Genomic DNA, 26,258 nt, shown 5'->3' with positions numbered 1-26,258 from the left:
ACCCGTCGCGGTTTCCGGCTGTCATCCGCGCAGGGCGGACAGCCCCGGCAGGGACCCGTGGCTAGCGTGATCGGGCTCACGCCGCCGAGAAAGGGTGCCGCCGCCGATGACGCTGCCGCCATCCCCCGAGCACGTGCCCCCGGGGTACGACCGGCCCCCGCAGTACGAGGGCATGGTCGCCGAGCGGGACGTGTACGTGCCGATGCGGGACGGCGTCTCGCTGTGCGTCGACGTCTACCGGCCCGACACCGACGAGCCGCTGCCGGCGCTGCTGGCGTTCGCGATCTACAACAAGGACATCCAGGGACCCGACACCGCGGCGACCATCCCGCCCCAGCCGGCCTGGTCGCCGCTGTGGAGCGGGCCGATGGAGGCCGGCGACACCCGCTTCCTCACCTCCCGGGGTTACGTCCACGTCATCGGGATGCCGCGCGGGGTGGGCAAGTCCGAGGGCGGCGGCGCCCGCACGTGGGACTCCTACGACCTCATCGAGTGGATCGCCCAGCAGCCCTGGTGCGACGGCAACGTCGGCATGGTCGGCATCTCCGGCTTCGGCGCCGAGCAGGTGCACGTGGCCCGGCAGCGGCCGCCGTCGCTCAAGGCGGTCTTCCCGTTCGACCCGCGGGGCGCCTACGGCGAGCTCGGTGGGTTCCGCGAGGAGTACCCGGGCGGCGTCGTCCACCTGTTCCGCTACCTCGTGGGTCACTTCGGCACCTTCCACCAGGACCGGGGCGCGCCCGGGGAGCTGCCGCCCGAGCGCGAGGCGCTCTGGCGCGAGGCCATGGCCGACCCCGACTACGCGATCCACCCGCACCTCTACAACGTCATCACGATGAAGGGCCAGCTCATGCCGGCCTTCTTCAACGTGCTCATCGACCCGTACGAGGCCGAGGGCGTGGTCGAGCGGAGCGAGGCCGAGTTCGCCCAGATCGACCTGCCCGTCTACACCGGCTCGGGCTGGTACGGCTACACGTACAAGACCCACCTGCAGGGCGCGCAGACCTACTGGCGGCACATCGCCAGCCGGGACAAGAAGCTGCTGTTCGCCGGGCCCGCGCACCTCGAGCGGCCCTTCCACGGGCTGCACTCGGAGATCCTGCGCTGGTACGACCACTGGCTGAAGGGCATGGACACCGGCGTCCTCGACGAGCCGCCGGTCCGGTACTGGGTGACCGGGGCCAACGAGTGGCGCACCGGCACCGACTGGCCGCTGCCCGAGACGCAGTGGACGCCGTTCTACCTGAACAGCTGGGAGCGGCTGCGCCCGCAGCCGTTCGTGCCCTCGTCGGTCGACGACACCATCCCGCCCGACGCGTTCGTGCAGATGCCGCTCACCCACACCCGCGAGGTCAGCAGCCTGCGCTACGTCAGCGAGCCGCTGAGCGAGCCGGTGCTCGTCGCGGGGCCGGCGAAGCTCCGGCTGTTCGCCGCGATCGACCAGGACGACACCACCTGGATCGTCACGCTCAAGGACCTCGGCCCCGACCCGCACGTGATGACCGTCCGCGAGGGCGAGCGCGAGCTGCGCAGCGACCTGCCCGAGCGCGAGCTGACCCGCGGCTGGCTCAAGGCGTCGAACCGGGCCCTGGACCCCGAGCGCAGCACCGAGTGGAAGCCCTTCCACAAGCTCACCCGGGCCGCCGCGCAGCCGGTGCCGCCCGGCGAGGTCGTCGAGTACGAGATCGAGATCCTGGCGACGGCGAACCTCTTCGAGAAGGGGCACCGCATCTGCGTCGAGATCAGCAGCATGGACGTGCCGACCGGCGTCGCCGGGGCGACCAACGCGGAGTACGTCCCCTACCACGTGACCAGCTCACGGACGACGCTGCACAGCATCTACCACGACACGGCGCGGCCCTCGGCCCTGCTGCTCCCCGTCATCCCGCTGGACCCACCGGCACCCGGAGGCACCGACTCATGACCGACCTGCACACCCCCCGCGAGGACGCCGCCGTCCAGCCCGAGGACGTCACCGAGGAGACGGTCACCGACGCGACCGTCGAGAGCTTCGCGCACACCGCCGACCCGCGGCTGCGCGAGCTGCTCTCCGCCGTCGTCCGCGGCCTGCACTCGGCGATCCGCGAGGTGGAGCCGACGATCGCCGAGTGGGAGACGGCGATCGACTTCCTCACCCGCACCGGCCAGAAGTGCGACGACGTCCGGCAGGAGTTCGTGCTGCTCTCCGACGTCCTCGGGGTCTCGGCCCTGGTCGAGAACATCAACCACCGCAAGGTCGCGGGCGCCACCGAGGCGACCGTGCTCGGGCCGTTCCACATGACCGTCTCCCCCGTGCGGGAGAACGGCGACTCCATCGACGAGGTCGGCGGCCGCGAGGTGTGCGTCGTCGAGGGCCGGGTGCTGTCGACCGACGGCGCGCCGATCCCCGGCGCCACCGTCGACGTCTGGCAGGCCGACGAGGACGGCTTCTACGACGTGCAGCGGCCCGACGTCCAGCCGCCCGGCAACGGCCGCGGGCTGTTCACCACCGACGACGAGGGCCGGTTCTGGTTCCGCACCGTCGTCCCGGCGCCCTACCCCATCCCCACCGACGGCCCGGTCGGCGAGCTGCTGGCCGCCACCTCGCGGCACGCCTACCGGCCGGCGCACATCCACTTCATCGCCCAGGCGGCCGGCCACGTGCCGGTGACCACGCACATCTTCGTGGCCGGCAGCCCCTACCTGGACTCCGACGCGGTGTTCGCGGTCAAGCGCAGCCTGGTGCGGGACTTCGCCCCCGTGGACGACGCCGACCAGGCCGCCCGCTTCGGCGTGGAGAGCCCCTTCCGGCACGCGGTGATCGACCTGGTCGTCCAGCCCGGGGGTACGCCGCAGCCGTGACCGCCACCCTGCCCGGCCCGCTGACCGGGCAGCGGGTGCGCCGCCACGACGGCGACGCGTACCTCACCGGCCGGGCGGTCTACACCGCCGACGTCCGGCTCCCGGGCACGACGCACGCCGCGCTGGTCCGCTCGCCGCACGCGCACGCCCGCGTGGTCGCGATCGACACCGAGGCGGCCCGCGCGCTGCCCGGGGTGGTCGCGGTCGTCACCGGGGCGGAGGCGGCCCGGCACTGCGACGAGATCCCGCACGGGCTGGACGCCGGCCACCTCGGCGGCCACCACGCCGTCGTCCGGCCCCTGGCCGTCGACACCGTCGTGTACGCCGGCGAGCCGGTGGCCGCCGTCGTCGCCGAGACCGCCGCCGACGCCGCCGCGGGAGCGGCGGCGGTCGCGGTCACGTACGAGCCGCTGCCCGCCGTGCTCGACGCGGAGGAGGCGCTGCGCCCCGGGGCGCCCCTCGTCCACCCGGAGTGGGGCGACAACGTGCTCATCGAGCGGGAGGTGGGCCCCGACGACTTCGCCACCGCCTCGGCCGGTGCGGCCCACCTCCTGGAGGGGGAGGTGCGCGCGCACCGCGGCACCGCCGCGCCGATGGAGCCCCGCGCGTCCGTGGCCTCCTGGGACGCGGCCGGCCGGCGGCTGACCGTGCACGCCACCACCCAGAACCCGCACGTGCTGCGCACCGTGCTCGCCGCCTGCCTGCGCCTGGACGAGCAGCAGATCCGGGTCCTCGCGCCGCGGCTCGGGGGGTCGTTCGGGCTGAAGATGTACGGCAACCGCGAGGACTTCCTCGCTCCGCTGCTCACCCTCCTGGTCGGCCGGCCGGTGTCGTGGGTGGAGGAGCGCTCGGCCACGCTGCAGGCCGGCACCCGCGAGCAGGTGATGCGCTACCGGGTGGCCTTCGACGACGACGGCCGGCTCTGCGCGCTCGACGTGCACGCCGTCTCCGACCACGGCGCGGCCGCGGCGACCCACGGCTGGGGGATGGCCCACGTGGGCGCGCTCGCCACCGGGCTCGGGTACGCGCTGGCCTCCTGCCACGTGCGCTACCAGGTGGTGGTCACCAACAAGACGCCGTGGGTGGGCACCAAGCCCTTCGGCAAGGACGGCGCGACGCTGCTGGTCGAGCGCGTGCTCGAGCGGGTGGCCGCCACGGTCGGCCTGGACCCCGCCGAGGTCCGCCGGCGCAACTTCGTGCCGCCCGGCGCGTTCCCCCACCCGCACACCTCCGGCCTGGAGCTCGACAGCGGCGACTACGCGGCGGCGCTGGACCTGACCCTGCGCCGGCTCGACCTGGAGGCCGTCCGCGCCCAGCAGGCGGCCGCCCGCGCGGAGGGCCGGCTGCTGGGCGTGGGCCTGGCCTTCGAGCTGATGCCCGAGAGCGCGGACATCCCCGGCGCCCTGGTGGCCGCGTTCGACACCTCGACGGTGCGGGTCTCCCCCACCGGCCGGGTCACCGTCCTCACCGGGGTGACCTCGCCGGGCACCGGCAACGACACCGCCATCGCCCAGCTGGTGGCCGACGAGCTCGGGGTGACCCTCGACGCGGTCACCGTCGTCCAGGGCGACACCGACCGGTGCCCCTACGGCTTCGGCAACATCTCCAGCCGGTCGATCATCACCGGCGGCAACGCCGCGGTGCTCGCCGCCCGGGACGTCGCCGGCACGCTGCGCACCGCGGCGCGGGCGCTGCTGGGGGCCGGGCCGGACGAGGAGGTGCGGCTGGCCGGCGGGAACGCGGAGGTGGCGCCGGGACGGGCCGTGCCGATCAGCGCGGTCGCCAACGCCGTCGCGACGCTGACCTACCGCCTCGGCCTCGACATCGAGCCGCAGCTGGAGTCGACCCGCACCTACCGGCCGGCCAACGTCCGGCAGCAGCCCGACGCCCTGGGCCGGATGCAGACCTACACGACCTACCCCTACGCGGTGCACGCGTCGGTGCTCGAGGTGGACGCCGAGACCGGGGTGGTCACCCTGCTGCGGCACGTCGTCACCCACGACTGCGGCACCGTCGTGAACCCGCTGTTCGTCGACGGGCAGGTCACCGGCGGCGTGGCGATGGGCATCGGGTCGGCCCTCGGTGAGGAGCTGCGGTACGACCCCGCCGGGGTCCCGCTGAGCACCGGGTTCAAGACCTACCTCCTGCCCCGGGCGCTGGACCTGCCGCGGATCGAGCTCGAGCACCTGTGCACCCCCGCTCCCGGCACCCCGCTGGGCGCGAAGGGGGTCGGCGAGGCCGGCTTCTCCGGCGCGCTGGCCGCGGTCGTCAACGCGGTCAACGACGCCCTCGCCCCGCGCGGCGCGGTGCTGGACTCCACCCCGGTCAGCCCGCCGCGGGTGCTGGCGGCCCTCGCGGAGGCCGGCGCGTGATCGCCACCCGGTTCGGCTACGTCGCGCCGCGGGACCTCCCCGGCTGCCTGGACGCCCTGGCCGACGGCGGACGCGTCCTCGCCGGCGGGACGTGGGTGCTGCCGGAGATGGACCGCGGCGAGTCGGCCCCCACCCGGCTGGTCGACCTGCGCCGGGCCGGCCTCGGCGGGGTCGCCCTCACCGGGACGGGGCTGTGGCTGGGCGCGATGTGCACCTACGCCGACCTGCTGGCCAGCCCCGCCGTCGCGGCGCACGCGCCGCTGCTGCGGACCATGGCCGGGGGCATCACCGGCGGCTGGGCGCTGCGCAACCAGGCCACGGTGGGTGGGGCGGCGGTCGCCGCCCGCCCGCAGTCCGACGTCCCGGCCGCGCTGGTGGTCTCCGGGGCGGTCGCCCTCGTGGCCGGCCCCGACGGGGAGCGGGCCGTGCCCGCGCACGAGCTGTTCGCCGGGGCTTCGCGGTCGGCGGTGGGCGCCGGCGAGCTGCTGGTCGGCTTCGACCTGCCGTCCGCGGCAGGGGCCGGCTCCGGCTACGTCAAGCTCAAGCGCGGCGCCAGCTCGTGGCCGATCGCGACCGCCGCCGCGCTGGTGCGGCTGGACGACGCCGGGACCTGCACCGACGCCACGCTGGTGCTCGGCGGCGTGGCCGCCGTCCCGGTCCGCGCCGACGTCTCTTCACTGGTCGGCTCGGTCCCCGGCGAGACGGAGCTGAGGGCCGCCGCGGACCTCGCCGCCGCCGCGGTCCCCGAGCCCTGGGAGGACGTGCTCGCGCCGGCGTCCTACCGGGCCGCGGTCGCCGCCCCGGTGGCCCGGCGCGCGCTGGCGGCGGCGGTGGCCACGGCCCGAGGAGCCACTGCCCAGGGATCCACCGCCCGGTCGGAGGGAGCACAGCCGTGACGGAGGACGCCGACCGGGTGGAGCTCACGCTGACGGTGGACGGCAGGCGGCACACGGCCGCGGTCGACCCCCGCTCGCTGCTGCTCGACGCCCTGCGCGACGACTTCGGGGCGACCGCCCCCAAGGCCGGCTGCCGCACCGGCGACTGCGGCGCCTGCACCGTGCGGGTGGACGGCGCGATCGCGAAGTCCTGCCTGCGGCTGGCCGTCGCCGAGGACGGCGCCGACGTCGACACGATCGCGTCGATGGCCGACGGCGAGGAGCTCACCCCGCTGCAGCGCGCCTTCTGGGACGCCAACGCCTTCCAGTGCGGCTTCTGCCTGTCCGGGATGCTGTTCGCCGCCGAGGACCTGCTCGAGCGGGTCGCCGCACCGACCGAGGCCGAGGTCCGCGAGGCGCTCAGCGGCAACCTGTGCCGGTGCACCGGCTACGACGCGATCGTCGACGCGGTCCTGCTCTGCGGATCCGACGGCGGCCGGTCCGACCGCGGCTGACCGGGGCGCTCAGATCCAGCCGCGGCGCTTGAAGACCCAGTAGAGGGTCACGCTCACCCCGACCATCAGCACCAGCGCGAACGGGTAGCCGAGGTCCCAGTGCAGCTCGGGGATCGCGTCGAAGTTCATCCCGTACACGGTGCCCACCAGCGTCGGCGCGAAGAGGATGGCCGCCCACGCGGAGATCTTCTTGACCTCCTCACCCTGGGCGATCGAGGCCTCGGTGAGCTCGCGGATCTCCTCGTTCTGCCGCTGGGCGACCAGCGTGGCGTTGACCGTGAGGATGTCGCGCAGCTGGAGCCGGAACGCCTCGACCCGCTCGGTGACCTGGACGACGTGGTCGGCGACGTCGCGCAGGTAGCTGCGCAGGTCCTCGTCGACGCCGTACTTGTCGAACCCCGCGGTGATCTGGTCGAGGATGCCGGTCAGCGGCGCGGCGGCGCGCTGGAACTCCAGCACCTCCTGGGAGAGCTCGTAGATGCGCCGCGACACCCCCGGGTCCCCGCGGAAGACCTCGGTCTCGATCTCGTCGATGTCGTTGGCCAGCCCGGCGACCACCGGGGAGTAGCCGTCGACGACGGCGTCGAGGATCGCGTAGAGGACCGCCTCGCTGCCCTTCTCCAGCAGCGCCGGCTCGCTCTCCAGCCGGCGGCGCACCCGGGAGAGGTCCGGCGACTCGCTGTGCCGCACGGTGATGGCGAAGTTGCGGCCGAGGAACAGGTGCAGCTCCCCGAACTCGACCTCCTCGGCCGCGTCGAGGTAGCGGGCGGCCTTGAGGACGACGAAGAGGGTGTCGCCGTACCGCTCGAACTTCGGCCGCTGGTGGGCCTTGATCGCGTCCTCGACCGCGAGCTCGGGCAGGTCGTACTGCTCGGCGAGCTCACCGAGCTCCGCCGGCTCGGGCCGGTAGAGCCCCAGCCACACCAGCCGCTCGGGGTCCTCGAGCAGCCACTCGTGGCTCTCGGCGGCCGTCTCCGGCGTGGCCACCCGCCGGCCTGCGGAGTAGACGGCGTTGTCGACGATCAGCACCTTGCGCGCGCCGTCCACGGGGGCGGCCGGCTGCGCCGGGGCGGGCGCGAGGGTCAGCTCGGGCCGCGAGCGGCGGCCGAGGGACAAGGCGGTGAGGGAAGCACGGCGGCGGTCGACCACGACGGACTCCCGGGGGTCGCTGGGGCGGGGGGACGCGTCGGAGGCCCGCACCCCCTCGGCCCCGCTGCAGGGTCCCGCCGCGAGCGGCGGGGCCAGCGGGGTCCGTCACCGGGCGGCGCGGACCTCGGAGCCGGTACTGGGAGGTTCGCTGCGCACGCGCTCGTTCCTTCCCGTCGTCCGTGGGGCCTCCGGTCGGCAGACCGTCGTCCATCGTGACACGTCCTGTCCAACCGCCTCCCCCGGGCGGGTGAACGGCGGCCGTCGCCGGGACGACCAGACCGTGCCGGGACCCGGTCCCGGGATCGTCAACCGCATCTCGCGGAGAGCACAACAATTCAGCAGTCGGCGGAACACGCCATTTCGTCGCGCATTTCCCGTGCCATTCCGAGCAGACTCCGGGAGGTCGGCACACCCTGCTCCCCGAGAGGCCCGGGACCATGCACACCATCGCGTCGACCAGCCCGAACGTCCCCCTGCTGCTCACCGGAGGCCCGTCGGTGAGCCTCCCCGACGCCGTCTACGACCGGCTGCTCGGCGAGCGGATCGTCTTCCTCGGTGAGGCCGTCGACGACGCCGTCGCCAATCGCGTGGCAGCGCAGGTGCTGCTGCTGTCGGCCGAGGACCCGGAGCGCGACATCCACCTGTACGTCAACTCACCCGGCGGCTCGGTCAGCGCCGGCATGGCCGTCTACGACACGATGCGGTTCGTCGACTGCGACGTGGCCACCTACGGCCTCGGGATGGCCGCCTCGATGGGCCAGTTCCTGCTCAGCGCCGGCACGCCCGGCAAGCGGCACGCCCTGCCGCACACCCGGATCATGATGCACCAGCCCTCGGCGGGCGTCGGGGGCACGCAGTCCGACATCGCCATCCAGGCCGAGCTGTTCGGGCGGCTCAAGCGGGAGATCAACGAGCTGCAGGCCCAGCACTCCGGGCAGACCGTCGAGCAGATCGAGGCCGACTCCGACCGCGACCGGTGGTTCACCCCCGAGGAGGCCCTCCGGTACGGCCTCGTCGACCACGTCGTCGCCCGCGCCGCCGCCCTCCCCGAGCACGGCGACGGGCTGGACACCTAGCCGACGCGGGCACGGGTCGCCCCCCCCGGCCCGCTCCCCGGTCGCCGGCGCTCCCGGCGGTGTCAGCCGACGTTGAGCACGAGGTCGATCAGCAGCGGCAGCAGGACGACGATCAGCAGCGCGCCGAGGACGTCGAAGGAGATCCCCGACCGGATCATCTTGGTGATCGGCACGACGCCGGAGCCGTAGACGATCGCGTTCTGCGGCGTCGACACCGGCAGCATGAACCCGAACGACGCGGCGAACGTGGCCGCCAGCGCCGGCACGAACGGGTTGATGCCCGCCGCCACGGCCACCGGGATGACGATCGGCACGACGACGGCGGCCGAGGCGGTGTTGCTGGTCGTCTCGGAGATGACGATGGCCAGGATCACCGCGAAGACGGTGATCGCGATCGTGCTGGTCAACCCGAGCGCGTCCGACGACCCCTGGCCGATCGTCTCGGCCAGGCCGGTGTCGGCCAGCAACGAGCCGAAGATGATCCCGGTGCCGAACAGCAGGATCGTGCCCCAGTCGATCTTCGCGGCGTCCGACCAGTTGAGCGTGAACTCCCGCGCCTTCCAGTCGGTGGGCAGCAGGAACAGCAGCGAGGCGCCGAGGACGGCGACGATGCCCTCGTCCAGCCGGTCGCTGATCGTCGTGTAGAGGTCGGACTCGGTCCCGGCGGTCAGCGCGATGACGCCCGGGAAGATCCACAGGACGACGGTCACGCCGAACGCGACGAGCGTGTTCTTCTCCGCCCGCGTCACCGGGCCGAGCTCGGCGCGCTCCCGCTGCACGTACTCGTGCACGCCCTCGATCCGCTTGATCTCCGGCCGGTTGAGCAGCAGCAGGACGGCGGCGAGCGCCACGAACATCAGCGCGCAGATCGGCAGCGCCATGAGCATCCAGTCGAGGAAGCCGATCCGCTCCCCCGTCGCCTCCTCGATCAGCCCGCGGCCGATCAGGTTGGGTGGCGTGCCGACCGGCGTGATCAGCCCGCCGACGCTGGCGCCGTAGGCGAGCATCAGCATCAGCGCGACACCGACCCGCAGTCGCAGCGGGTCGAAGTCCGGCGCGACCAGCTCCTTGTCCTGCATCAGCTTGGCGATCACCGACAGGATGCCGATCGCCGTCGGCAGCAGCATGGCCACCGTCGCGGTGTTGGAGACGAACGCCGAGAGCAGGCAGGTGATCAGCCCGAAGGCGATGATGACGCGCGCGGTCGAGCCGCCGACCCAGCGCATCGACAGGATGGTCATGGCGAACCGCCGGGCGACGCCGTGCTTGAGCATCGCCGCGGCGAGGATGAACGCGCCGATGAAGGTGAACACCGTCGTCGACCCGAACGGCCCCAGCGCGTCGTCGGCCGGCACCACACCGAGGACGACGATCGCCCCGACCCCGATCAGCCCGCCGACCGGGATCGGCACCGGCTCGGTGATCCACAGGACGATGACCCCGAGCAGGACGGCGGCCAGCAGGTGCTGGTCGCGCGGCAGGTCGAACGGCAGCAGCGCGAAGACGATCGCCACCACCGGGGCGAGGAACAGCCCGACGGTGCGGCGGCCCCTCTCGAACCGCTCCTCGGCCGGGCTGAGCTGCTGCTCCCCCAGGCTCCGGTAAGTGGCGGAGCCGCGGAACGCGGCGTCGACGTCGGTCCGCTGTCCGGACCCGGGCCTGCGATCGGTGGTCGTCATGCCGCCCTCCCCAGGGATGTGACCCAGACCATAGGAGAAGGACCCTCCTGGCCCCCACCACTTGGCTGCTCGCGGCGGGCCCCTGAGGAGGGCCGGGTCAGCGTGCGGCGAAGGTCCCCGCCGGGTAGGCGCCGGCCGCGACGAGCCGCGCCGACAGCCCCTTGCCGAGCGCCACGACCCGCGCCGTCCGCTCGGGTCCCAGGTGCTGCCACGGCACCGCCGACAGCTCGTCGGTCTCCGCCTCGATCGCCCCGCGCAGCTCCCGCCCGGCATCGGTCAGACCGCCGTCGGCCAGCAGGCCCCGCTCGGTGAGCCGCGCGCCGGCCGCGCGCCACTCCTCCTCGCTCCAGCCCCGGGTGGCCTGCGCCGCGGCCACGGTGAAGCCCCGGCCGGTGACCGTGTGCGTGACCAGCGCCTCGAGCCCGGACAGGCCGTGGCGCAGCAGGCTCGCGACGTGGCCGTCGCCGCGGTGCTCGCGCAGCAGGGTGGCACCGTGCCAGACGACGAGCAGCGGCTCCTCGGGCCACGGCAGGTCGGCGGTGCCTGCGTAGATCGGACGGCCCTCGGGGGTCAGGACGCCGCACGCCTCGCGGAGCAGACCGGCCAGCTCGGCGACCTCCGGGGCGTCCGCGGCCTCCGGTCCGAGCAGCCGGGTCAGGGACGCCCGCGCGGCGGTGGCGCGGGCCGCGACGACCTGCTCGGGGGTGGTCAGGGTCCAGGCGCGCGGGATGTGGCGGGCCACGATCGCCGGCGCGAAGTTGTGGAAGGTCGCCGTCACCACGCCGGGGCCGACCGCACCCATCGGTGCCGCGCGCCCGGCGAAGTAGCACATCCGGCCCGGGCGCAGGCCGAGCGCGGTGAGGTGCTCGTCCTGCTCCGGCGCGAAGTACAGGTGGTTGTGCAACGGCTCGACGGCGCGGTGGGCGCGGGCGACATCGGCGAGGTGATCGGCGCTGACCATGCGGGGCACCCTAGAAGGACCCCCTGCCCCCCGCCCCTCGCAGGCTCACGGCGGGACCCTGCAGGGGGCCGCCCTGCCCCCCGCCCCTCGCAGGCTCAGCCGGCGTCGGCCGGACCGAGGGAGCGCAGCCAGCGGCGCTGCCAGGGCGTCTCGACCGCGCGGGGGTGGAACCGGGCGCGGACCCAGGCCACCGCCTCCTCGGCCGGGAGCCCGTCGAGGACGGCGATCGCGGCCAGCGCCGTGCCGGTGCGCCCGACGCCGCCGTGGCAGGCCACCTCCACCCGCTCTCCGGCGCGCGCCCGCTCCAGCGCCTCGCGCAGGGCATCGAGGGTGTCGGCGCGGTCGCTGGGCACCCCGAAGTCCGGCCACCGGACCCGGCGGGCCGGCCAGGGCGGCAGGGGGCCGGCGCCGAGGACGACGGTGTGGTCGGCGGGGGTCACCGGAGCGGCGAGGCGGCGGCCGCGGACCCGGGCACCGCTGGGGAGCTCGACGATGCCGGTGTCGTCGTCCTCCGGCCAGCCCATCGGCGCTCAGCCGACCGGGGGCAGGCAGCGCGCCCACGAGGTGCGCGTGCGGACCGGCGCGAACCCCAGCCGCCGGTAGAGGGCCGGCGCCCCGGTGGGGTTCTCGCTGTCGACCTGCAGTCCCGAGGACGCGCAGTCGGCGGCCGCCGCGGCCCGCAGCGCCGCGGTGATCGCCGCCGTGGCCACCCCCCGGCCGCGGGCCGGCCGCAGTACGCCGATCTGGCCGAGGTGGGCCTGCCGGGCGCCGGTGGCGCGGGTGTCGGCCTCGTAGACGTAGGCCAGGACGTAGCCGACCACCGCCCCGTCGGCCAGGGCCAGCACCGAGAGGTCGGGGCGGAACGCCCGCTGCCCGGTGAACCAGCTGCGCCAGGCGGCCTCGTCGTGCTCGGCGGAGCCGAAGTGGTCGGTGAAGGCGGCGTTGTGCGCCCGGCGCACCTCCTCGTCGCGGTCCCAGTCGAACGGCACGAGGTCGATCCCGGGCACCACCGGCACCTCGGGCAGGTCGGCCAGCGGCCGCTCCATGTCCCAGTACCAGCGCTCGGGCTCGAACGCGACCCGCCGCAGCAGCCCCTCCAGCGAGGCCATCGCCGGGTACACCGAGACGGTCAGCCGCGCCGGGGCCTCCGGCTGCTCCGCGGCGTGCAGCTCCGCCCCCCGGCCGAGCTGCCAGTCGAGCAGGACGCGGCCGATGCCGCGCCCGCGCGCGTCGGGGTGCACCCGGCCCTCCAGCCACACCCGGAAGGCGTCGCGCACCCCGCCCGGGGAGATCGCCGTGGCCCAGCCGGCCAGCCGCCCGTCGGCGGTGCACACGGCCCGGCCGTCGCGGGCGAGGTCGACGCGGTCGTTGCCCCAGAACTCGACGAGGTCGTCGGCGTCCTCGTGCTCCCCGGTCCCGTCGACGGTCTCCGCGGCGGCGAGCAGCTCGGCGGCGGCGGGGGCGTCGTCGAGGCTCAGCGGGCGGGTGGTGAGGCCCTCGGGCAGCGCGTGCACGGGGTCGCAGCGTAGGGACGCCGTGCACGGGGGGCGACCGGGTTTCCCGGTGTGGCTTGCGCCCGGACCGGCGGCGCCGCCAGCATCGCAGGACGCCGCGGAGAGGAGGGCCCCGTGTCCCGCTTCCTCGTCATCGCCTCGTACTCGCCGCAGGGGGCGCGGGCGGTGATGGCCGCGGGCGGGTCGGCCCGGCGCAGCGTCTTCGAGCACGCCGTCCTCGACCTGCACGGGCGCCTGGAGACCTTCGACTTCGCGCTCGGCGCCGACGACGTCTACGCCATCGTCGACCTGCCCGACGCCGCCGCGGCGGCCGCCCTGTCGCTCACGATCAGCGGCGGCGGGGTGGCCGTGGTGCGCACCGTCGTCCTGCTGCCGCCGGAGGAGCTCGACCGGGCCGCGCAGCTGCACCCCTCCTACTCCCCCGGGGCCGGCTGACCCGCCTCAGGCGGGCAGCACCGCCCCGGTCACCGAGCGGAGGAACGGCAGCACCGCCTGCTCGACGCCGACCGGGTCGTCCAGCATCGGCCAGTGCCCGCTCTCGGCCAGCACCACGACGCGGGCCTGCGGGAAGGTCTCGCGCTGCCGCTCGGCGTACTCGACCGGCAGGTACGGGTCCCGGCCTCCCCACACCACCAGGACCGGACGGTCGATCCCCTGCAGCCGCCGGTGCAGGTCCTCGCAGACCGCCGCCATGTCGGTGGCCCGGTACAGCCGCAGGACGGCGCGCTGGGTGGCCCGGTCCTTGGAGCTGCGGTACATCCGGTCGACCGCGTCCGAGGGCAGGCCCCGCGGGTTGCCGCGACCGAGCACCGCCTGCATCCCCCGCCGGGTGCCGGTCCGGAGGAAGAGCTCGCCGAGCCCCGAGGTGCGCCAGATCCGCGCCAGGCTGTGCCAGCGGTAGCCGCGCAGCACCCCGATGTTGACCAGCGTCGCGCTGGCCAGCCGGTCGGTGTGGTCGGCCGCCCACCACAACCCCCACGGACCGCCGAAGTCGTGCAGCACCAGGTGCGCCCGGCGGATGCCCAGCTCGTCGAGGAGGCCGGCGAGGTGCCGGGCGTAGCCGTCGACGGTGTACACGAAGGTGGCGGGCTTGTCCGCACCACCGAAGCCGGGCATGTCGGGGGCGACCGCCCGCGCGAAGGCACCGGTGCGGGCGACCAGACGCCGCCAGTCCTCCGCCGGGCCGGGGTTGCCGTGCAGGAAGACGACGGCCTCGTCGGCGTCGGCCGGGCCCGCGCTCAGGTACGGGGACCGGACGCCGGCGACGGTGACCGCACCCTCGCTCACCGGCGCCAGGTCGGCGGTCATGCCGGCATCCCCTCGCGGTCGACCGCGGCGCGCGGTGCCGGGATTGGCGGCGTGGGTGGCGCCGGCGGCGAGACCGCCCCGGTCCCCCGGCCGGCCCGGACGGCGGCGGCGACGATCCGCGGCCGGAACAGCGCCGTGGGCCGCTCCACCATGCCGAACGCACGGATGTAGACGTCCGCGATCGCCGCATCCCGGGTGGCGGCCACCTCGACGCGGTCGAAGTAGCGGTGCTGTAGCCGCAGCAGCCGCCCCGCGGTCGTGCCCGACGTGGTGGGGTACCGCAGGTCCTCACCGGTGGAGAGCATCCACGGGTCGGCGTTGCTGCGGGCGAGGGCCTGCTGGAAGCGGTGGGCCAGCCCGTCGAGGTCCCCGGACGGGCGCCGCTGTCGCTGGGCACGCAGGCCGCGGTCGAGCGTGTCGGCGGCGAGGGCCGCCGTCGTGATGCCCTGGCCGTAGACCGGGTTGAACGCGCAGGCGGCGTCGCCCAGGACGACGAACCGCTCCGGCCAGCGGGCCATCCGCTCGAAGTGCCACATCCGGTTGGCCGTGCCGCGGTGGCCGCGGACGTCGGTGAGCGGCTCGGCGCCGGCGACCGCGTCGGCGATCACCGGGGCGCTCAGGCGGCGCAGGAAGTCGGCGAACCCCGCCTCGTCGGTCGGCGGGTGCTCACCGGCAGCGCCCATCCCCGTGACGATCCAGCGCCCGCCCTCGATCGGGACGAGGTAGCCCGTGCGCGGGTTGGCCGGGGCCTGGGCCATCAGCATGACGGCCTTCCAGTCCTCCGCGAACCCCTCGGGGACGCGGTAGAGCCGGCTGGCGTAGGCGATGTGCGAGTCGACGAGGGTCTGCTCGGGCTCGGGGTACCCGAGCTCGGCCAGCCACCGGACCGCGCGGGAGCCGCGCCCGGAGGCGTCCACCACGAGGTCGGCGTCGGCGACGAGCGCGGCGCCGTCCCCGTCCAGCCCGCGCAGCCGCACCCCGTGCACCACGCGGCGGTCGTCGGAGACCGCCAGGTCGGTGACCTCGTGCCGCTCGAGGACGGTGACCCCGGGCAGGTCCAGCACCCGCCGCCGCAGCGTCGCCTCCATCAACGGCCGGGAGGCCGCCAGCATCGTCCAGCCGGGGGCGCGGCGGTCCAGCCAGCCCGACTTGGACAGCACCAGGACGTCTCCGGGGAGGCGCACCCGGACCGCCCCGGCCGCCTCCAGGTCGCGGCCGAACCCGGGGAAGAGCCCCTCGAGGACCTCCAGCCCGCGGGCGAGCAGCACGTGCAGCTGCCGGCTCTGCGGCACCCCCTTGCGGTGCTCCGCGCCGTCCGGGAGGAGGTCCCGCTCCACGATCGTCACCCGGTCGACGTGGCCGGCGAGCACGCGGGCGGCCAGCAGGCCGGCCATGCTCGCACCGATGACCACCGCCGAGCCGGTCCCCTGGTCCCTGCGGTCGGTGGGTGTCTCGGTCATCTCCGGCCCTCCCCGGCAGACAGCGGGTCGACCGCCAGCCCACACGGGAGCCGACCGCCGGGCCAGTGGCCAAGTGCCCTTCCCGGGCAGCAGCTCACCAGCCGGGGAGGAAGAGGCAGAACGGGTGGCCGGCGGGGTCCTGGCAGACCCGGACGCCGTCCTGCGGCTGGACGTCGGCCACCGTCGCACCGGCCTCGACGGCGAGCGCCACGGCGGCGTCGAGGTCGTCGACCTCGATGTCGAGGTGCAGCTGCATGCGGGGGTCGCCGTCGCCGGCCGGCCACACCGGCGGGACGTGCTGCTCGTCGCGCTGGAAGGACAGCCCGGGGCCGCCGTCCTCCGGCCGCAGGGTGGCCCACTCGGGGGTGTCCTCGCGCAACGGCCAGCCCAGCAACCGCTGGTAGAAGCGCGCCAGCCCCTGCGGGTCCGGGGTGTCGAGGACGGTCGCGGTCAGCGAGAACGACGGCATCAGGTCTCCGGGGAGGACGACGGCTCCCGGCCGCCGAGGCGCACGAACAGGCAGAACGGGTGACCGTCGGGGTCGGCGTAGATGCGGACGTCCTCGTGCGGCTCGGTGTAGCCGGAGAGGAACCGGGCGCCGGCGGCCTCGGCGTGCGCGCTCGCCGCGGCCAGGTCGTCGACCTCGAAGTCCAGGTGCAGCTGCATCTGCTGGGTGCCCGGCTCGGGCGGCCACACCGGCGGCACGTGGTCGGCCTCGCGCTGGAAGGACAGCCCGGGGCCGCCGTCGGCCGGGCGCAGGGCGGCCCAGTCCTGCTCGTCGTCCCGCAGCGGCCAGCCCAGCAGCCGGCCGTAGAAGCGGGCCAGGCCGCGGGGGTCCGGCGTCCCGAGGACGGCGGCGGTCAGGCGCAGGGCCGGGGTCACGGCTCGATCGTGAACAGCCGGGCACCGTTGTGCCACAGGACGGCGCGCAGCCACTCCTCCCCCAGGCCCAGCCGGTGCAGCGCCGTCAGCTGGTGGGCGTACGGGTACGGGATCGAGGGGAAGTCGCTGCCCAGCAGCACCTTGTCCTGCAGTGCCGCCAGCCGGGGCCGGTCGGCGGGGTCGAATGGCATCAGCCGCTCGGTGAAGTCGGTGGCGAACATCGTGGTGTCCAGGTGCACCTGCTCGTACCGCTCGGCGAGGTCGAGGAACTCCCGGTACTCCGGCATGCCGAGGTGGGCGATGACCAGCCGCAGGCGCGGGTGGCGCTCCAGGAGCCCGGTCATGGGCTCGGGGCCGGTGTGCTCGCCGGCCAGCGGCCCGGAGCCGCAGTGGATGACCACCGGGGTCCCGGTCTCCTCCAGCCGCGACCAGACCGGGTCGAGCAGGGGGTGCCGCGGGTCGAAGGCACCCACCTGCACGTGCACCTTGAAGACCCGCACGCCGCCGTCGAGTGCCTCGGCGACGTAGTGGGGCGCCTCGGGCTCGGGGTAGAACGTCGCCGACCGCAGCACCTGCGGGTGCTCGGCGGCGAACCGCGCCGACCAGTCGTTGAGCCAGGCGGCCATGCCCGGCTTGTGCGGGTAGGGCAGGGTCGGGAACGCCCGGACGCCGAGCCGCTCGAGGACCGCCAGCCGCTCGCCGTCGTCGGGCAGCGCGTACCGGATCGGCCAGGCGGCGCCGTAGTGCGTCTCGGCGGCCTCGAAGTACCGCCACACCTTGGCCTGCACCCGCTCGGGCAGGAAGTGCACGTGCACGTCGACCAGCCCGGGCAGGCCGAGCTCGCGCCAGTAGCGCGGGACGTCGGCGTCGTCGACCGGCGGCTGCAGCCCGCTCACCGCAGCGCCTTCGGCTCGACTCCGCCCTCGTTCCACTCCTCGGTCGCTGGCGCTCCCTGCGATGCTCGCTCGGGCGTCGTCATCGCAGCGCCCTCGGCTCGACTCCGCCCTCGTTCCGCTCCTCGGTCGCTGGCGCTCCCTGCGATGCTCGCTCGGGCGTCGTCATCGCAGCGCCCTCGGCTCGACTCCGCCCTCGTTCCGCTCCTCGGTCGCTGGCGCTCCCTGCGATGCTCGCTCGGGCGCGTCATCGCAGCGTGACGACGACCTTGCCGCGCACGTGCCCCTCGGCGACCAGGGCCTGCGCGTCGGCGACCTGCTCCAGCGGGAAGGCCCGGGCGATCGGCACCCGCAGCTGGCCGGCGTCGGCCATCCGGCCGAGCTCCTCGAGGTCGTGGGTGTCGGGCCGGACGAAGACGTAGCGCCCGCCCATCTCGTTCACCGCAGGGTCGACGACGCTGGCGATCCGCGCCCGGTCCCGGACCTGCTGGGGCGCGTCGGCCAGGGTGTCGCCGCCCACGAGGTCCAGGACGGCGTCCACGGGCTCGGACAGCTGGGCACTGATCGGCCCGGCCGAGTAGTCGAGCACCTCGGCCACCCCGGCGTCGCGCAGGAACCCGTGGTTGCGCGGGCTCGCCGTGCCGACGACGTGCGCACCGAGCGCGACGGCGATCTGGACGGCGTTGAACCCGACCCCGCCCGCGGCGCGGTGCACCAGCACCCGGTCGCCCTCCCCGACGTCGAGCACCTCGGTCAGCGCCTGGTAGGCGGTCAGGCCGGCCAGCGGCAGCGCGCCGGCCTCGGCGAACGACAGCGAGGCCGGCTTGTGCGCCAGGCACCGCTGCGGCGCGGGCACCAGCTCGGCCATGGCGCCCCACTGGACGTCGTCCCGGCGGACGTAGCCGAAGACCTCGTCACCGGCGCGGACGTCGACGACCGCGGGACCGGCCGCCTCGACCACGCCGGACAGCTCCCACCCGGGGACGATCGGGAAGTGGTGCGGGAACGCGCCGACGAGGAACCCCTGCCGGATCGCCATGTCGACGGGGTTGACCCCCGCCGCGTGCACCCGCACCAGGACGGTGTCCGGCCCGACCGGCGGGTCGGGCAGGTCGTCGCGGACGGAGAGGACGTCGAGGTCGCCGAACCGGTGGTAGGCGGCGCCCCTCACCGACGGCCCTTCACGTACCGGCCGAAGGCCCGCTGGATCTCGCGGCGGGAGTCCCGCTCGGCCATGTCCTGCCGCTTGTCGTAGGACTTCTTGCCCTTCGCCAGCGCGAGGGTGGCCTTGACCTTGCCGTCCTTGAAGTAGAGGTCGAGCGGCACGAGGGTGAGGCCGCCCTCCTTCGTCTTGCCGATCAGCTTGTCGATCTCGGCACGGTGCATGAGCACCTTGCGCTTGCGCCGCGGCGCGTGGTTGGTCCAGGTGCCCTGGGTGTACTCGGGGATGTGGACGTGCTGCAGCCACACCTCGCCGTCGTCCACCGTGGCGAACCCGTCGACGAGCGAGGCACGGCCTTCACGCAGGCTCTTCACCTCGGTGCCGGTGAGGACCAGGCCCACCTCGTAGGTGTCGAGGATCGAGTAGTCGTGCCGCGCCTTCTTGTTCTGGGCGATCAGCTTCCGCCCCTGTTCTCGCGGCATGTCCCCAGGTTAGCGCCGCACCGGGACCTTCCACCGCGCGTGTACCGGGCCTAGCCTGCTACGACGCACGACCGCTCCACGCCACGGACGACCGGCCGGTCACCCTGGAGGAGCCGATGGCCGCAGCCGCAGGAGTCGGCGTCGCCGCCGACCCCGGGTGCCCCGTGCAGACCGCGTCGGCGTCGCGACGGACGGGCGGCCCGACCGCCCCGGCCGCCGCCTTCCTCGGCGCCGAGATCCCGGGAGCCCCGGGCCGGTGGGCTCCCACACCCCGAGGAGAGGACCGTGGCCGAGTCGCGCCCTGAGACCGTGGGTGGCGGGGACGTCGCCACCGAGATCCCCAGCCGGAACCTGGCGCCGCTGACGTACGCCGACCTGCCGGAGCCGCTGCCCATGCGGAAGGTGCTCGGGCCGAGCGTGCTCCTGCTGGCGGGCGCGATTGGCTCGGGCGAGTACGTGCTGTGGCCCTACATCACCTCGCAGGTCGGGCTGAGCCTGGTCTGGCTGGTCGTGATCGGCGTCGGCACCCAGTACTTCCTCAACATGGAGATCGAGCGGTACACGCTGGCGACCGGGGAGACCGCGGTCACCGGCTTCACCCGGCTGTGGAAGGCCTGGGGCCCGCTGTTCATCGTGATGACGATCGTGCCGTGGGCGTGGCCCGGCTGGGCCACCGGCGGGACGACGACGCTGGGCTTCGTGCTGGGGTACTCCGAGGCGGCGGTCCCCTACATCACGATCGGCGTCCTGCTGCTGATCGGCGTCGTCCTCACGGTGTCGCCGGTCGTCTACCGGACCGTCGAGAAGATCCAGTTCTTCTTCGTCGGGCTGATCGTCCTGTTCATGCTGTACGCGCTCGTCGCGTTGCTCGGCGCCGACGGCTACGCCGCGCTGGGCCGGGGGTTCGTCGAGGTCGGCCGGATCCCCGACGGCGTCCAGGCGATCGGCGCCGCCACCCTCCTGGGCGCGATCGCGTTCGCCGGTGCGGGCGGCTCGCTCAACCTCGTCCAGTCCAACTGGGCCCGCGACAAGGGCCTCGGCATGGGCGCCCGGCTGCCGAAGATCGTCTCGCCGATCACGGGCGAGGAGGAGGCCGAACCCTCCATCGGCTACTTCTTCCGCCGCGACGAGGGCAACATGCGGCGGTGGCGTGGCTGGTGGCGGGTCGCCGACCGCGAGCAGTTCGTGACGTTCTTCGTCATCGGTGCGGTCGCGCTGCTGACCTTCATGGCGCTGACGTACGTGACCGTCGGGGTCGGCGGCTCGGCGGAGAGCTTCGACTTCATCCGGGTCGAGGGCGAGGCGCTGCAGGCGCGCCAGGGCGAGTGGCTGGGCGTGACGTTCTGGCTGATCGGCACCGTCGTCCTCTTCTCCACCAACCTCGCGGTGCTGGACATGGTGGGACGGGTGACGGCCGACGTGCTCAAGACCGGACCGCTGGCCGCCAGCACGACGTGGACCGAGAGCCGGATCTACTTCGCCACCGTGTGGGCCGAGATCGTGTTCGGTTCGGTCATCCTGCTGTCGGGGGTGACCCAGCCGCTGGTCCTGCTCGTCATCGCCTCGGCCCTCAACGGGCTGGTGATGTTCGTGTACTCCTGCCTGCTCATCCAGCTGAACCGGCGGACGCTGCCCCGCGAGATCGGGCTGCGCGGTGGCCGCCTGGTCGCGATCGGCTGGGCCGTGCTGTTCTACGGCTTCTTCTCGGTGATCCTGCTGTGGGACCAGGCGGGCCGGCTGTTCGGCTGACGCACCCGTGCCGACGCGGCGAGATCTGCACGGTGGCGGCCATCAGGGCGTTGATGGCGACCACCGTGCAGGTCTCGCCGACGGAGTCGCGGGCTACAGCCGCACGTACAGGCGCAGCGTGACGTAGGCGGCGATCCCGGCCAGGCCCACACCGGCGGCGGCGATGATCGGGCTGATGAAGGCGATCGCCGACCAGTCGACCGGCGGGATGATCCCGGCCTTGATCGGCCCGGCCAGGGTCTTGTCGACGAAGAGGACCTTGGTGAGCACCAGGCCGCCGACCGCGAGCAGCGCACCGATCAGCCCGGCGAGCGCCGCCTCGAGGATGAACGGCAGCTGGGTGTACCAGCGGGAGGCGCCGACCAGCCGCATGATGTTGGTCTCGTTGCGCCGGTTGAACGCCGCCAGCTGGATCGTGTTGGAGATCAGCAGCAGGGCCGCCAGCGCCTGGACGACGGCCACCGCGATCGTCGCGTTGCGGGCGCCGTTGAGCAGGCTGAACAGCCGGTCGAGGAAGTCGCCCTCGTCGCGCACCTGGTCGACGCCGTTCTCCCCGTTGGGGAACTCCGCGGCGATGACCTCGTAGCGCTCGGGGTTGACCAGCTCGACGCGGAAGCTCTCCGGCAGCGCGTCCTGCGGGGTGTTCTCCACGAGCTCCGGCTGCTGGCTGAACTGCTGCTGGAAGCGCTGGTAGGCCTCCTCCTTGGACTCGTAGAGGTAGTTGGCCACCTCGGGCGAGTCCGCGAGCTGCTGCTCGATCGCCGACCGCTGCTCGTCGGTGACGTCGTCGGCCAGGAAGATGGAGACCTGCACCTTGTCGTAGTAGATCTCCTTCATGTCGGAGATCATCCCGGCGATGAGCAGGCCGGTGCCCATGAGGCCCAGCGAGATGGCCGTGGTCAGGATCATCGCGACCGTCATGGTGAGGTTGCGACGCAGCCCGGTGGCCACCTCGGAGAGCACGAAGTTGACGCGCATGGATTCCCTGTCGTGAGTTCAGGCAGGCGGGGGCTTGGCAGCCCTGGAGCCGGTGGGACCTATCGGCCGACGCCGTAGACGCCGCGCGACTGGTCGCGGGTGAGCACTCCCCCGTTGAGCTCGATGACGCGGCGGCGCATCGAGTCGACGATGTGGTAGTCGTGCGTCGCCATCACCACGGTGGTGCCGGTGCGGTTGATCCGCTCCAGCAGCAGCATGATCCCCTCGCTGGTCTCCGGGTCGAGGTTCCCGGTGGGCTCGTCGGCGAGCAGCACCAGCGGCCGGTTGACGAACGCGCGGGCGATGGCGACGCGCTGCTGCTCACCACCGGAGAGCTCGCTGGGCAGCCGGTTGGCCTTGCCCTCCAGGCCGACCATCTCCAGCACCTCGGGGACGACGCGCTTGATGGTGCGCTGGGGCTTGTTGATGACCTCCAGCGCGAAGGCGACGTTCTGCGCCACGGTGCGGTTGCGCAGCAGGCGGAAGTCCTGGAAGACGCAGCCGATCGTGCGGCGCAGCTTCGGCACCTGCCACTTGCTCATCGTGTTCAGGGTCTTGCCGTTGACCTTGACGGTGCCCTTGGTGGGGTCGTCCTCCTTGAGCAACAGCCGCAGGAAGGTCGACTTGCCCGAGCCGGAGGAGCCGATGAGGAAGACGAACTCCCCCTTGTCGATCTCCGTGGACACGTCATCGAGAGCCGGCCGGGAGCTGGCCGGGTACAGCTTGGTGACGTGTTGCAGTTCGATCACGAGGCGCCACGGTACCTTCCCCGAGGCGCATCCTGGTGCGTTGGCCACGGAACCGCCCCGGCTCGGGATCCGCGCAGCGTGACGGGGCCCGCCGACGTCCCAGGTCCCCGGTCACCCAGCGTGGCCTATTCCCCGACGCGCCGGGGGACGCCTGTGACGAACGGGACGTCTGCGACGCCGGATCGGGAGGTCGCCGCCCCGCGCCGCGGTCGACCGGCTGCGATGCTCCCGCGGCTGTCAGCCGGCGGTGCCCCTGGCCGGCTTCCGCGCCGCAGTCCGCTCCTCGCTCGCTGGCGCTCGCTGCGATGCTCCCGCGGCTGTCAGCCGGCGGTGACCGACTCCTGCTGCCGCCGCCACCGGATGCCGGCCTCGATGAACGCGTCGATGTCGCCGTCCAGGACGGCGCCGGTGTTCCCGGTCTCCTGCTCGGTGCGCAGGTCCTTGACCATCTGGTACGGGTGCAGGACGTAGGAGCGCATCTGGTTGCCCCAGCTGCTGCCCTCCCCGCGCAGCGCGTCCATCTCGGCGCGCTGCTCCTCCTGCCGCTTGGCCAGCAGCCGCGCCTGGAGCACGCGCATGGCCGCCGCCCGGTTCTGGATCTGGCTCTTCTCGTTCTGGCAGGACACGACGATGCCGGTGGGCAGGTGGGTGATGCGGACGGCGGAGTCGGTGGTGTTCACGCTCTGCCCGCCCGGGCCCGAGGACCGGAAGACGTCGATGCGGATCTCGTTCTCCGGGATGTCGACGTGGTCGGTCTGCTCCACGACGGGGAGCACCTCGACGCCGGCGAAGGAGGTCTGCCGGCGTCCCTGGTTGTCGAACGGCGAGATGCGCACCAGCCGGTGGGTGCCCTGCTCGACCGAGAGGGTGCCGTAGGCGTAGGGCTGCTTGACCGCGAAGGTGGCCGACTTGATCCCGGCCTCCTCCGCGTAGCTGACGTCGTAGAGCTCGACCGGGTACTTGTGCCGCTCGGCCCAGCGCAGGTACATGCGCATGAGCATCTCGGCGAAGTCGGCGGCGTCGACGCCACCGGCCTCCGAGCGGATGGTGACCAGCGCCTCGCGGGAGTCGTACTCCCCGGAGAGCAGGGTGCGGACCTCGAGCTCGTCGATCGCCTTGCGCAGGCTCTCCAGCTCCCGCTCGGCCTCGGCCAGGGTGGCCTCGTCCCTCTCCTCGGCGGCCATCTCGTGCAGCAGGCCCACGTCGTCGAGCCGGCTGCGCAGCTCCTCGACCCGGCGCAGGTCGCCCTGCAGGTAGGACAGCTTCGAGGTCAGGGCCTGCGCGGCCTCGACGTCGTTCCAGAGGTCGGGCGCGGCGGCCTGCTGCTCGAGGTCGGCGACCTCGCGGCGCAGCCGGTCGACGTCGAGGACCGCCTCGATCGACCTCAGGGTCGTGTCGAGCTCGTCCAGGACGACGGAGAAGTCAGCGGCCACGCCTTCCCAGGGTAGTGCGCCCCCGCCAGGGGGAGACACTGGCTGCATGACCGAGCCTCGCCGGCGCCGGACGCGGGCGGACTACCAGCGCGGACTCCCCGACCACCACGACCCCACGGCGGGCATCGGTGGCGCCGCGCCGGCGCGGTCCGCCCTGACCCTGCGGCTGGTGCTCGCCGCCTTCGGCCTGGTCGTGTGCGCCGTCGCCGGGGTGCTGTGGCTGACCGCGGACCTGCCCTCGTGGCCGGCGGCGGTGCTGCTCGTGCTCGCCGTCGTCGCACTGGTCGACCTGGTCGTGGTGGCCCGCCGCAAGCGACGGGGCGAGCCCGGCTGAGCAGGCCGCCGGTCAGCCGGCGACACCCCGCGCCGGCATCCGTGCCGTGGCCCGCTCCGCCATCCACGGCGCGACCTCCTCCGCCGGCATCGGCCGGGCGATGTGGAAGCCCTGGGCGGAGGTGCAACCCAGCTCGGCGGCCAGGGAGAGCTGCTCGGCGGTCTCCACGCCCTCGGCCAGGCTGCGCATGCCGCACGCGCGGCCCAGGGCCACCACAGCGGCGATCGCCGCCGCTGCCGCGCTCCGGCGGCCCTCGGGGAAGGTGACCAGGCTGCCGTCGATCTTGAGGATCCCGGCGGGGATGGCGACCAGCTGACCGAGCGAGGAGTAGCCGCTGCCGAAGTCGTCGATGCAGACCTCGACCCCCCGGCGGCGCAGCTCGGCGAACTGGGCGGCGGCACGTTCGGCGTCCTCGGCGACCGAGCTCTCGGTCAGCTCCACGACCAGCTGCTCGGCCGGCAGCCCGGACTCGGTCAGCGCGTCCTCGACGTCGCGGAGGAGCGTGCCGGTCGAGAAGTGACCGGCGCTGATGTTCACGCCGATCACCAGCTGGAGCCCGGTGCGCGCCCACGCCGCGGCCTGCCGGGTCGCCGCGCGCAGCACCCACCGGGCGACCGGCGTCATCAGGTCGTGCTGCGCGGCGATCGGGAGGAAGTCGGCCGGCGGGAGCAGCCCGCGCTGGGGGTGCTCCCAGCGGACCAGCGCCTCCACGCCGGTGATCCGCCGGGTCGGCAGGTGCAGGACCGGCTGGTAGTGCAGCACCAGCTGGTCGTCGAGCACGGCCTCCCGGAGCTCGGCGGCGACGGTGGCCCGCCGCTGGGCGGCGGTGCGCAGGTCGGCGGTGAACAGGCGGACGCGGTTGCGGCCGGCCTCCTTGGCCGCGTACATCGCCAGGTCGGCGTCCCGGACCAGGTCGGTGGAGCGCACCCGCGGCGAGCCGGGGTCCGGGGCCGTGGCGATGCCGATGCTCACCCCCAGCCGCACCATCCGGCCGCCGAGGTCGAAGGGCCGGTCGATGCTGCTCCGGCAGCGGTCGGCGAGGGCCTCGGCACCGGGGGTGTCGCAGTCCCGGCACAGGACGACGAACTCGTCCCCGCCGAGCCGGCCCACGGTGTCGCCGGCGCGGGTGCTGCCGGTGAGCCGGCCGGCGATCTGGCGGAGGAGGTCGTCGCCGGCGTCGTGACCGAGCGAGTCGTTGACGGTCTTGAACCCGTCGACGTCGAGGAAGAGCACCGACACCGGGCCGCGGTCGGCCCGCTGCAGCTCGGCGTCGATGAGCTCGTGCAGGTGCGCGCGGTTGGGCAGCTCGGTGAGGGTGTCGTGGCGGGCCCGCCAGTCCGAGGCCCGCTCGGCCCGGACCCGAGAGGTGATGTCGGTGTGGGTGACCACGACCTGCCCGGCCTGGTCGACCCGCGAGGCCTGCAGGTGGTACCAGCGGGTGCCGTCGGGGCGCTCGAGGGCGTAGTCGGCCTGGACCGAGGCGCACTCACCCCGGGAGAGCGCCCGGAGCCGGTCGATGAGCGACACCGTGCCGGAGCCGGCGCTCAGCCGCCGCGCCATGGCGTAGTAGTCGCCGTCCAGGCCGACGCGGATCCGGTCGTCGTCGAGCAGGTCCGCGGCGCTCTGCCAGGCGGTGTTGGCCAGCAGCACCCGGCCCTCGGCGTCGATCAGCAGCGTCGGCGAGGGCAGCGCGTCGAGCACGGCCTCGACCGCGACCGCGGAGCTGCTGTTGGGGCCCCCGCCCCGGCGTCGCACGTCCAGCGGCAGCTGGTGCTCCTCCGGTCGTCGCGCCACGCACTCTCCTGCGGTCTGCCGGCCGTCGCCCCCGGCGGCCTCCCCACGATCTTCC

General features: G+C 74.0%; 25 protein-coding genes. 9 read left to right on the top strand and 16 right to left on the bottom strand.

Annotation, left to right across the window (positions count from 1 at the left end):
• Positions 1-106: 106 nt before the first annotated feature.
• From ACI79I_RS18205 to ACI79I_RS18185, 5 genes are read left to right on the top strand one after another with little or no spacing between them, the layout of a single operon-like run.
• Entirely contained in the window at positions 107-1,921 is a 1,815-nt protein-coding gene (locus ACI79I_RS18205; protein WP_456993729.1) for a CocE/NonD family hydrolase, read from the top strand.
• The gene (locus tag ACI79I_RS18200) at positions 1,918-2,838 is read left to right on the top strand and encodes a dioxygenase family protein (protein ID WP_456993728.1); all 921 of its coding nucleotides are present in this window, start codon (positions 1,918-1,920) and stop codon (positions 2,836-2,838) included. The genes ACI79I_RS18205 and ACI79I_RS18200 overlap by 4 nt, the downstream gene beginning before the upstream one ends.
• Positions 2,835-5,210: a xanthine dehydrogenase family protein molybdopterin-binding subunit gene (locus ACI79I_RS18195; protein ID WP_456993727.1), complete on the top strand. Its 2,376-nt coding sequence runs from the start codon at positions 2,835-2,837 to the stop codon at positions 5,208-5,210. Before ACI79I_RS18200 ends, ACI79I_RS18195 begins: the two co-directional genes overlap by 4 nt.
• The gene (locus ACI79I_RS18190; protein ID WP_456993726.1) at positions 5,207-6,106 is read left to right on the top strand and encodes an FAD binding domain-containing protein; all 900 of its coding nucleotides are present in this window, start codon (positions 5,207-5,209) and stop codon (positions 6,104-6,106) included. The genes ACI79I_RS18195 and ACI79I_RS18190 overlap by 4 nt, the downstream gene beginning before the upstream one ends.
• Positions 6,103-6,600 carry a (2Fe-2S)-binding protein gene (locus ACI79I_RS18185; RefSeq protein ID WP_456993725.1) on the top strand — a complete coding sequence of 166 codons (498 nt, stop codon included), beginning with the start codon at positions 6,103-6,105 and terminating at the stop codon, positions 6,598-6,600. The genes ACI79I_RS18190 and ACI79I_RS18185 overlap by 4 nt, the downstream gene beginning before the upstream one ends.
• Before the next feature lie 9 nt (positions 6,601-6,609).
• On the opposite strand, the gene ACI79I_RS18180 is transcribed toward ACI79I_RS18185, so the two are convergent.
• Positions 6,610-7,716 (bottom strand): magnesium and cobalt transport protein CorA, encoded by a 1,107-nt coding sequence (locus ACI79I_RS18180; RefSeq protein WP_456993724.1) that lies wholly within the window; start codon positions 7,714-7,716, stop codon positions 6,610-6,612.
• A 470-nt stretch (positions 7,717-8,186) separates the two neighbouring features.
• Here ACI79I_RS18180 and ACI79I_RS18175 point away from each other — a divergent pair, with 470 nt between their 5' ends.
• Entirely contained in the window at positions 8,187-8,825 is a 639-nt protein-coding gene (locus ACI79I_RS18175; protein WP_456993723.1) for an ATP-dependent Clp protease proteolytic subunit, read from the top strand.
• 62 nt (positions 8,826-8,887) lie between these two features.
• Here ACI79I_RS18175 and ACI79I_RS18170 read toward each other — a convergent pair whose 3' ends face one another.
• From ACI79I_RS18170 to ACI79I_RS18155, 4 genes are all read right to left on the bottom strand, one after another.
• Positions 8,888-10,504, bottom strand: coding sequence for an SLC13 family permease (locus ACI79I_RS18170; RefSeq protein ID WP_456993722.1), 1,617 nt, complete (start codon positions 10,502-10,504; stop codon positions 8,888-8,890).
• A 97-nt stretch (positions 10,505-10,601) separates the two neighbouring features.
• Positions 10,602-11,465 carry an SCO6745 family protein gene (locus ACI79I_RS18165; protein WP_456993721.1) on the bottom strand — a complete coding sequence of 288 codons (864 nt, stop codon included), beginning with the start codon at positions 11,463-11,465 and terminating at the stop codon, positions 10,602-10,604.
• A gap of 95 nt (positions 11,466-11,560) precedes the next feature.
• Positions 11,561-11,989 carry a protein-tyrosine phosphatase family protein gene (locus ACI79I_RS18160; RefSeq protein ID WP_456993720.1) on the bottom strand — a complete coding sequence of 143 codons (429 nt, stop codon included), beginning with the start codon at positions 11,987-11,989 and terminating at the stop codon, positions 11,561-11,563.
• Between the two features lie 6 nt (positions 11,990-11,995).
• Positions 11,996-12,979: a GNAT family N-acetyltransferase gene (locus ACI79I_RS18155; protein WP_456993719.1), complete on the bottom strand. Its 984-nt coding sequence runs from the start codon at positions 12,977-12,979 to the stop codon at positions 11,996-11,998.
• Positions 12,980-13,093: 114 nt separating this feature from the next.
• Between ACI79I_RS18155 and ACI79I_RS18150 the strand changes: the two genes are divergently transcribed.
• Complete coding sequence (locus tag ACI79I_RS18150) at positions 13,094-13,414, top strand: GYD domain-containing protein (RefSeq protein ID WP_456993718.1); 321 nt, start codon at positions 13,094-13,096, stop codon at positions 13,412-13,414.
• Positions 13,415-13,420: 6 nt separating this feature from the next.
• On the opposite strand, the gene ACI79I_RS18145 is transcribed toward ACI79I_RS18150, so the two are convergent.
• The 7 genes from ACI79I_RS18145 to smpB form a co-directional block, all read right to left on the bottom strand.
• Positions 13,421-14,287 carry an alpha/beta fold hydrolase gene (locus ACI79I_RS18145; protein WP_456993717.1) on the bottom strand — a complete coding sequence of 289 codons (867 nt, stop codon included), beginning with the start codon at positions 14,285-14,287 and terminating at the stop codon, positions 13,421-13,423.
• The gene (locus tag ACI79I_RS18140) at positions 14,284-15,747 is read right to left on the bottom strand and encodes an NAD(P)/FAD-dependent oxidoreductase (protein ID WP_456993716.1); all 1,464 of its coding nucleotides are present in this window, start codon (positions 15,745-15,747) and stop codon (positions 14,284-14,286) included. The genes ACI79I_RS18145 and ACI79I_RS18140 overlap by 4 nt, the downstream gene beginning before the upstream one ends.
• Positions 15,748-15,841: 94 nt before the next feature.
• Positions 15,842-16,216 carry a VOC family protein gene (locus tag ACI79I_RS18135; protein ID WP_456993715.1) on the bottom strand — a complete coding sequence of 125 codons (375 nt, stop codon included), beginning with the start codon at positions 16,214-16,216 and terminating at the stop codon, positions 15,842-15,844.
• On the bottom strand, positions 16,216-16,629 hold the full coding sequence (locus ACI79I_RS18130; protein ID WP_456993714.1) for a VOC family protein: 414 nt from the start codon (positions 16,627-16,629) through the stop codon (positions 16,216-16,218). Before ACI79I_RS18130 ends, ACI79I_RS18135 begins: the two co-directional genes overlap by 1 nt.
• Positions 16,626-17,525 carry an amidohydrolase family protein gene (locus ACI79I_RS18125; RefSeq protein ID WP_456993713.1) on the bottom strand — a complete coding sequence of 300 codons (900 nt, stop codon included), beginning with the start codon at positions 17,523-17,525 and terminating at the stop codon, positions 16,626-16,628. The genes ACI79I_RS18130 and ACI79I_RS18125 overlap by 4 nt, the downstream gene beginning before the upstream one ends.
• 244 nt (positions 17,526-17,769) lie before the next feature.
• Entirely contained in the window at positions 17,770-18,693 is a 924-nt protein-coding gene (locus ACI79I_RS18120; protein ID WP_456993712.1) for an NADP-dependent oxidoreductase, read from the bottom strand.
• Entirely contained in the window at positions 18,690-19,166 is a 477-nt protein-coding gene (gene smpB / locus ACI79I_RS18115) for an SsrA-binding protein SmpB (RefSeq protein ID WP_456905912.1), read from the bottom strand. The genes ACI79I_RS18120 and smpB overlap by 4 nt, the downstream gene beginning before the upstream one ends.
• A 285-nt stretch (positions 19,167-19,451) precedes the next feature.
• Here smpB and ACI79I_RS18110 point away from each other — a divergent pair, with 285 nt between their 5' ends.
• On the top strand, positions 19,452-20,915 hold the full coding sequence (locus ACI79I_RS18110; protein WP_456993711.1) for an Nramp family divalent metal transporter: 1,464 nt from the start codon (positions 19,452-19,454) through the stop codon (positions 20,913-20,915).
• A gap of 93 nt (positions 20,916-21,008) precedes the next feature.
• On the opposite strand, the gene ftsX is transcribed toward ACI79I_RS18110, so the two are convergent.
• The 3 genes from ftsX to prfB form a co-directional block, all read right to left on the bottom strand.
• Complete coding sequence (gene ftsX / locus ACI79I_RS18105) at positions 21,009-21,893, bottom strand: permease-like cell division protein FtsX (RefSeq protein ID WP_456993710.1); 885 nt, start codon at positions 21,891-21,893, stop codon at positions 21,009-21,011.
• 59 nt (positions 21,894-21,952) lie between these two features.
• A complete protein-coding gene (ftsE, locus tag ACI79I_RS18100) occupies positions 21,953-22,642 on the bottom strand; it encodes a cell division ATP-binding protein FtsE (RefSeq protein WP_456944494.1) in 690 nt (229 codons plus the stop codon).
• A gap of 320 nt (positions 22,643-22,962) precedes the next feature.
• Positions 22,963-24,075, bottom strand: coding sequence for a peptide chain release factor 2 (gene prfB, locus ACI79I_RS18095; protein WP_456993709.1), 1,113 nt, complete (start codon positions 24,073-24,075; stop codon positions 22,963-22,965).
• A 46-nt stretch (positions 24,076-24,121) separates the two neighbouring features.
• Here prfB and ACI79I_RS18090 point away from each other — a divergent pair, with 46 nt between their 5' ends.
• On the top strand, positions 24,122-24,409 hold the full coding sequence (locus tag ACI79I_RS18090) for a DUF6343 family protein (RefSeq protein ID WP_456993708.1): 288 nt from the start codon (positions 24,122-24,124) through the stop codon (positions 24,407-24,409).
• 12 nt (positions 24,410-24,421) lie between these two features.
• On the opposite strand, the gene ACI79I_RS18085 is transcribed toward ACI79I_RS18090, so the two are convergent.
• The gene (locus ACI79I_RS18085; RefSeq protein ID WP_456993707.1) at positions 24,422-26,203 is read right to left on the bottom strand and encodes a putative bifunctional diguanylate cyclase/phosphodiesterase; all 1,782 of its coding nucleotides are present in this window, start codon (positions 26,201-26,203) and stop codon (positions 24,422-24,424) included.
• Positions 26,204-26,258: the final 55 nt, after the last annotated feature.

The organism is Geodermatophilus sp. SYSU D01105 (assembly GCF_054050095.1).
Note: the sequence above shows the minus strand (reverse complement) of the source record. Positions and strands in the feature narration are given on the sequence as shown.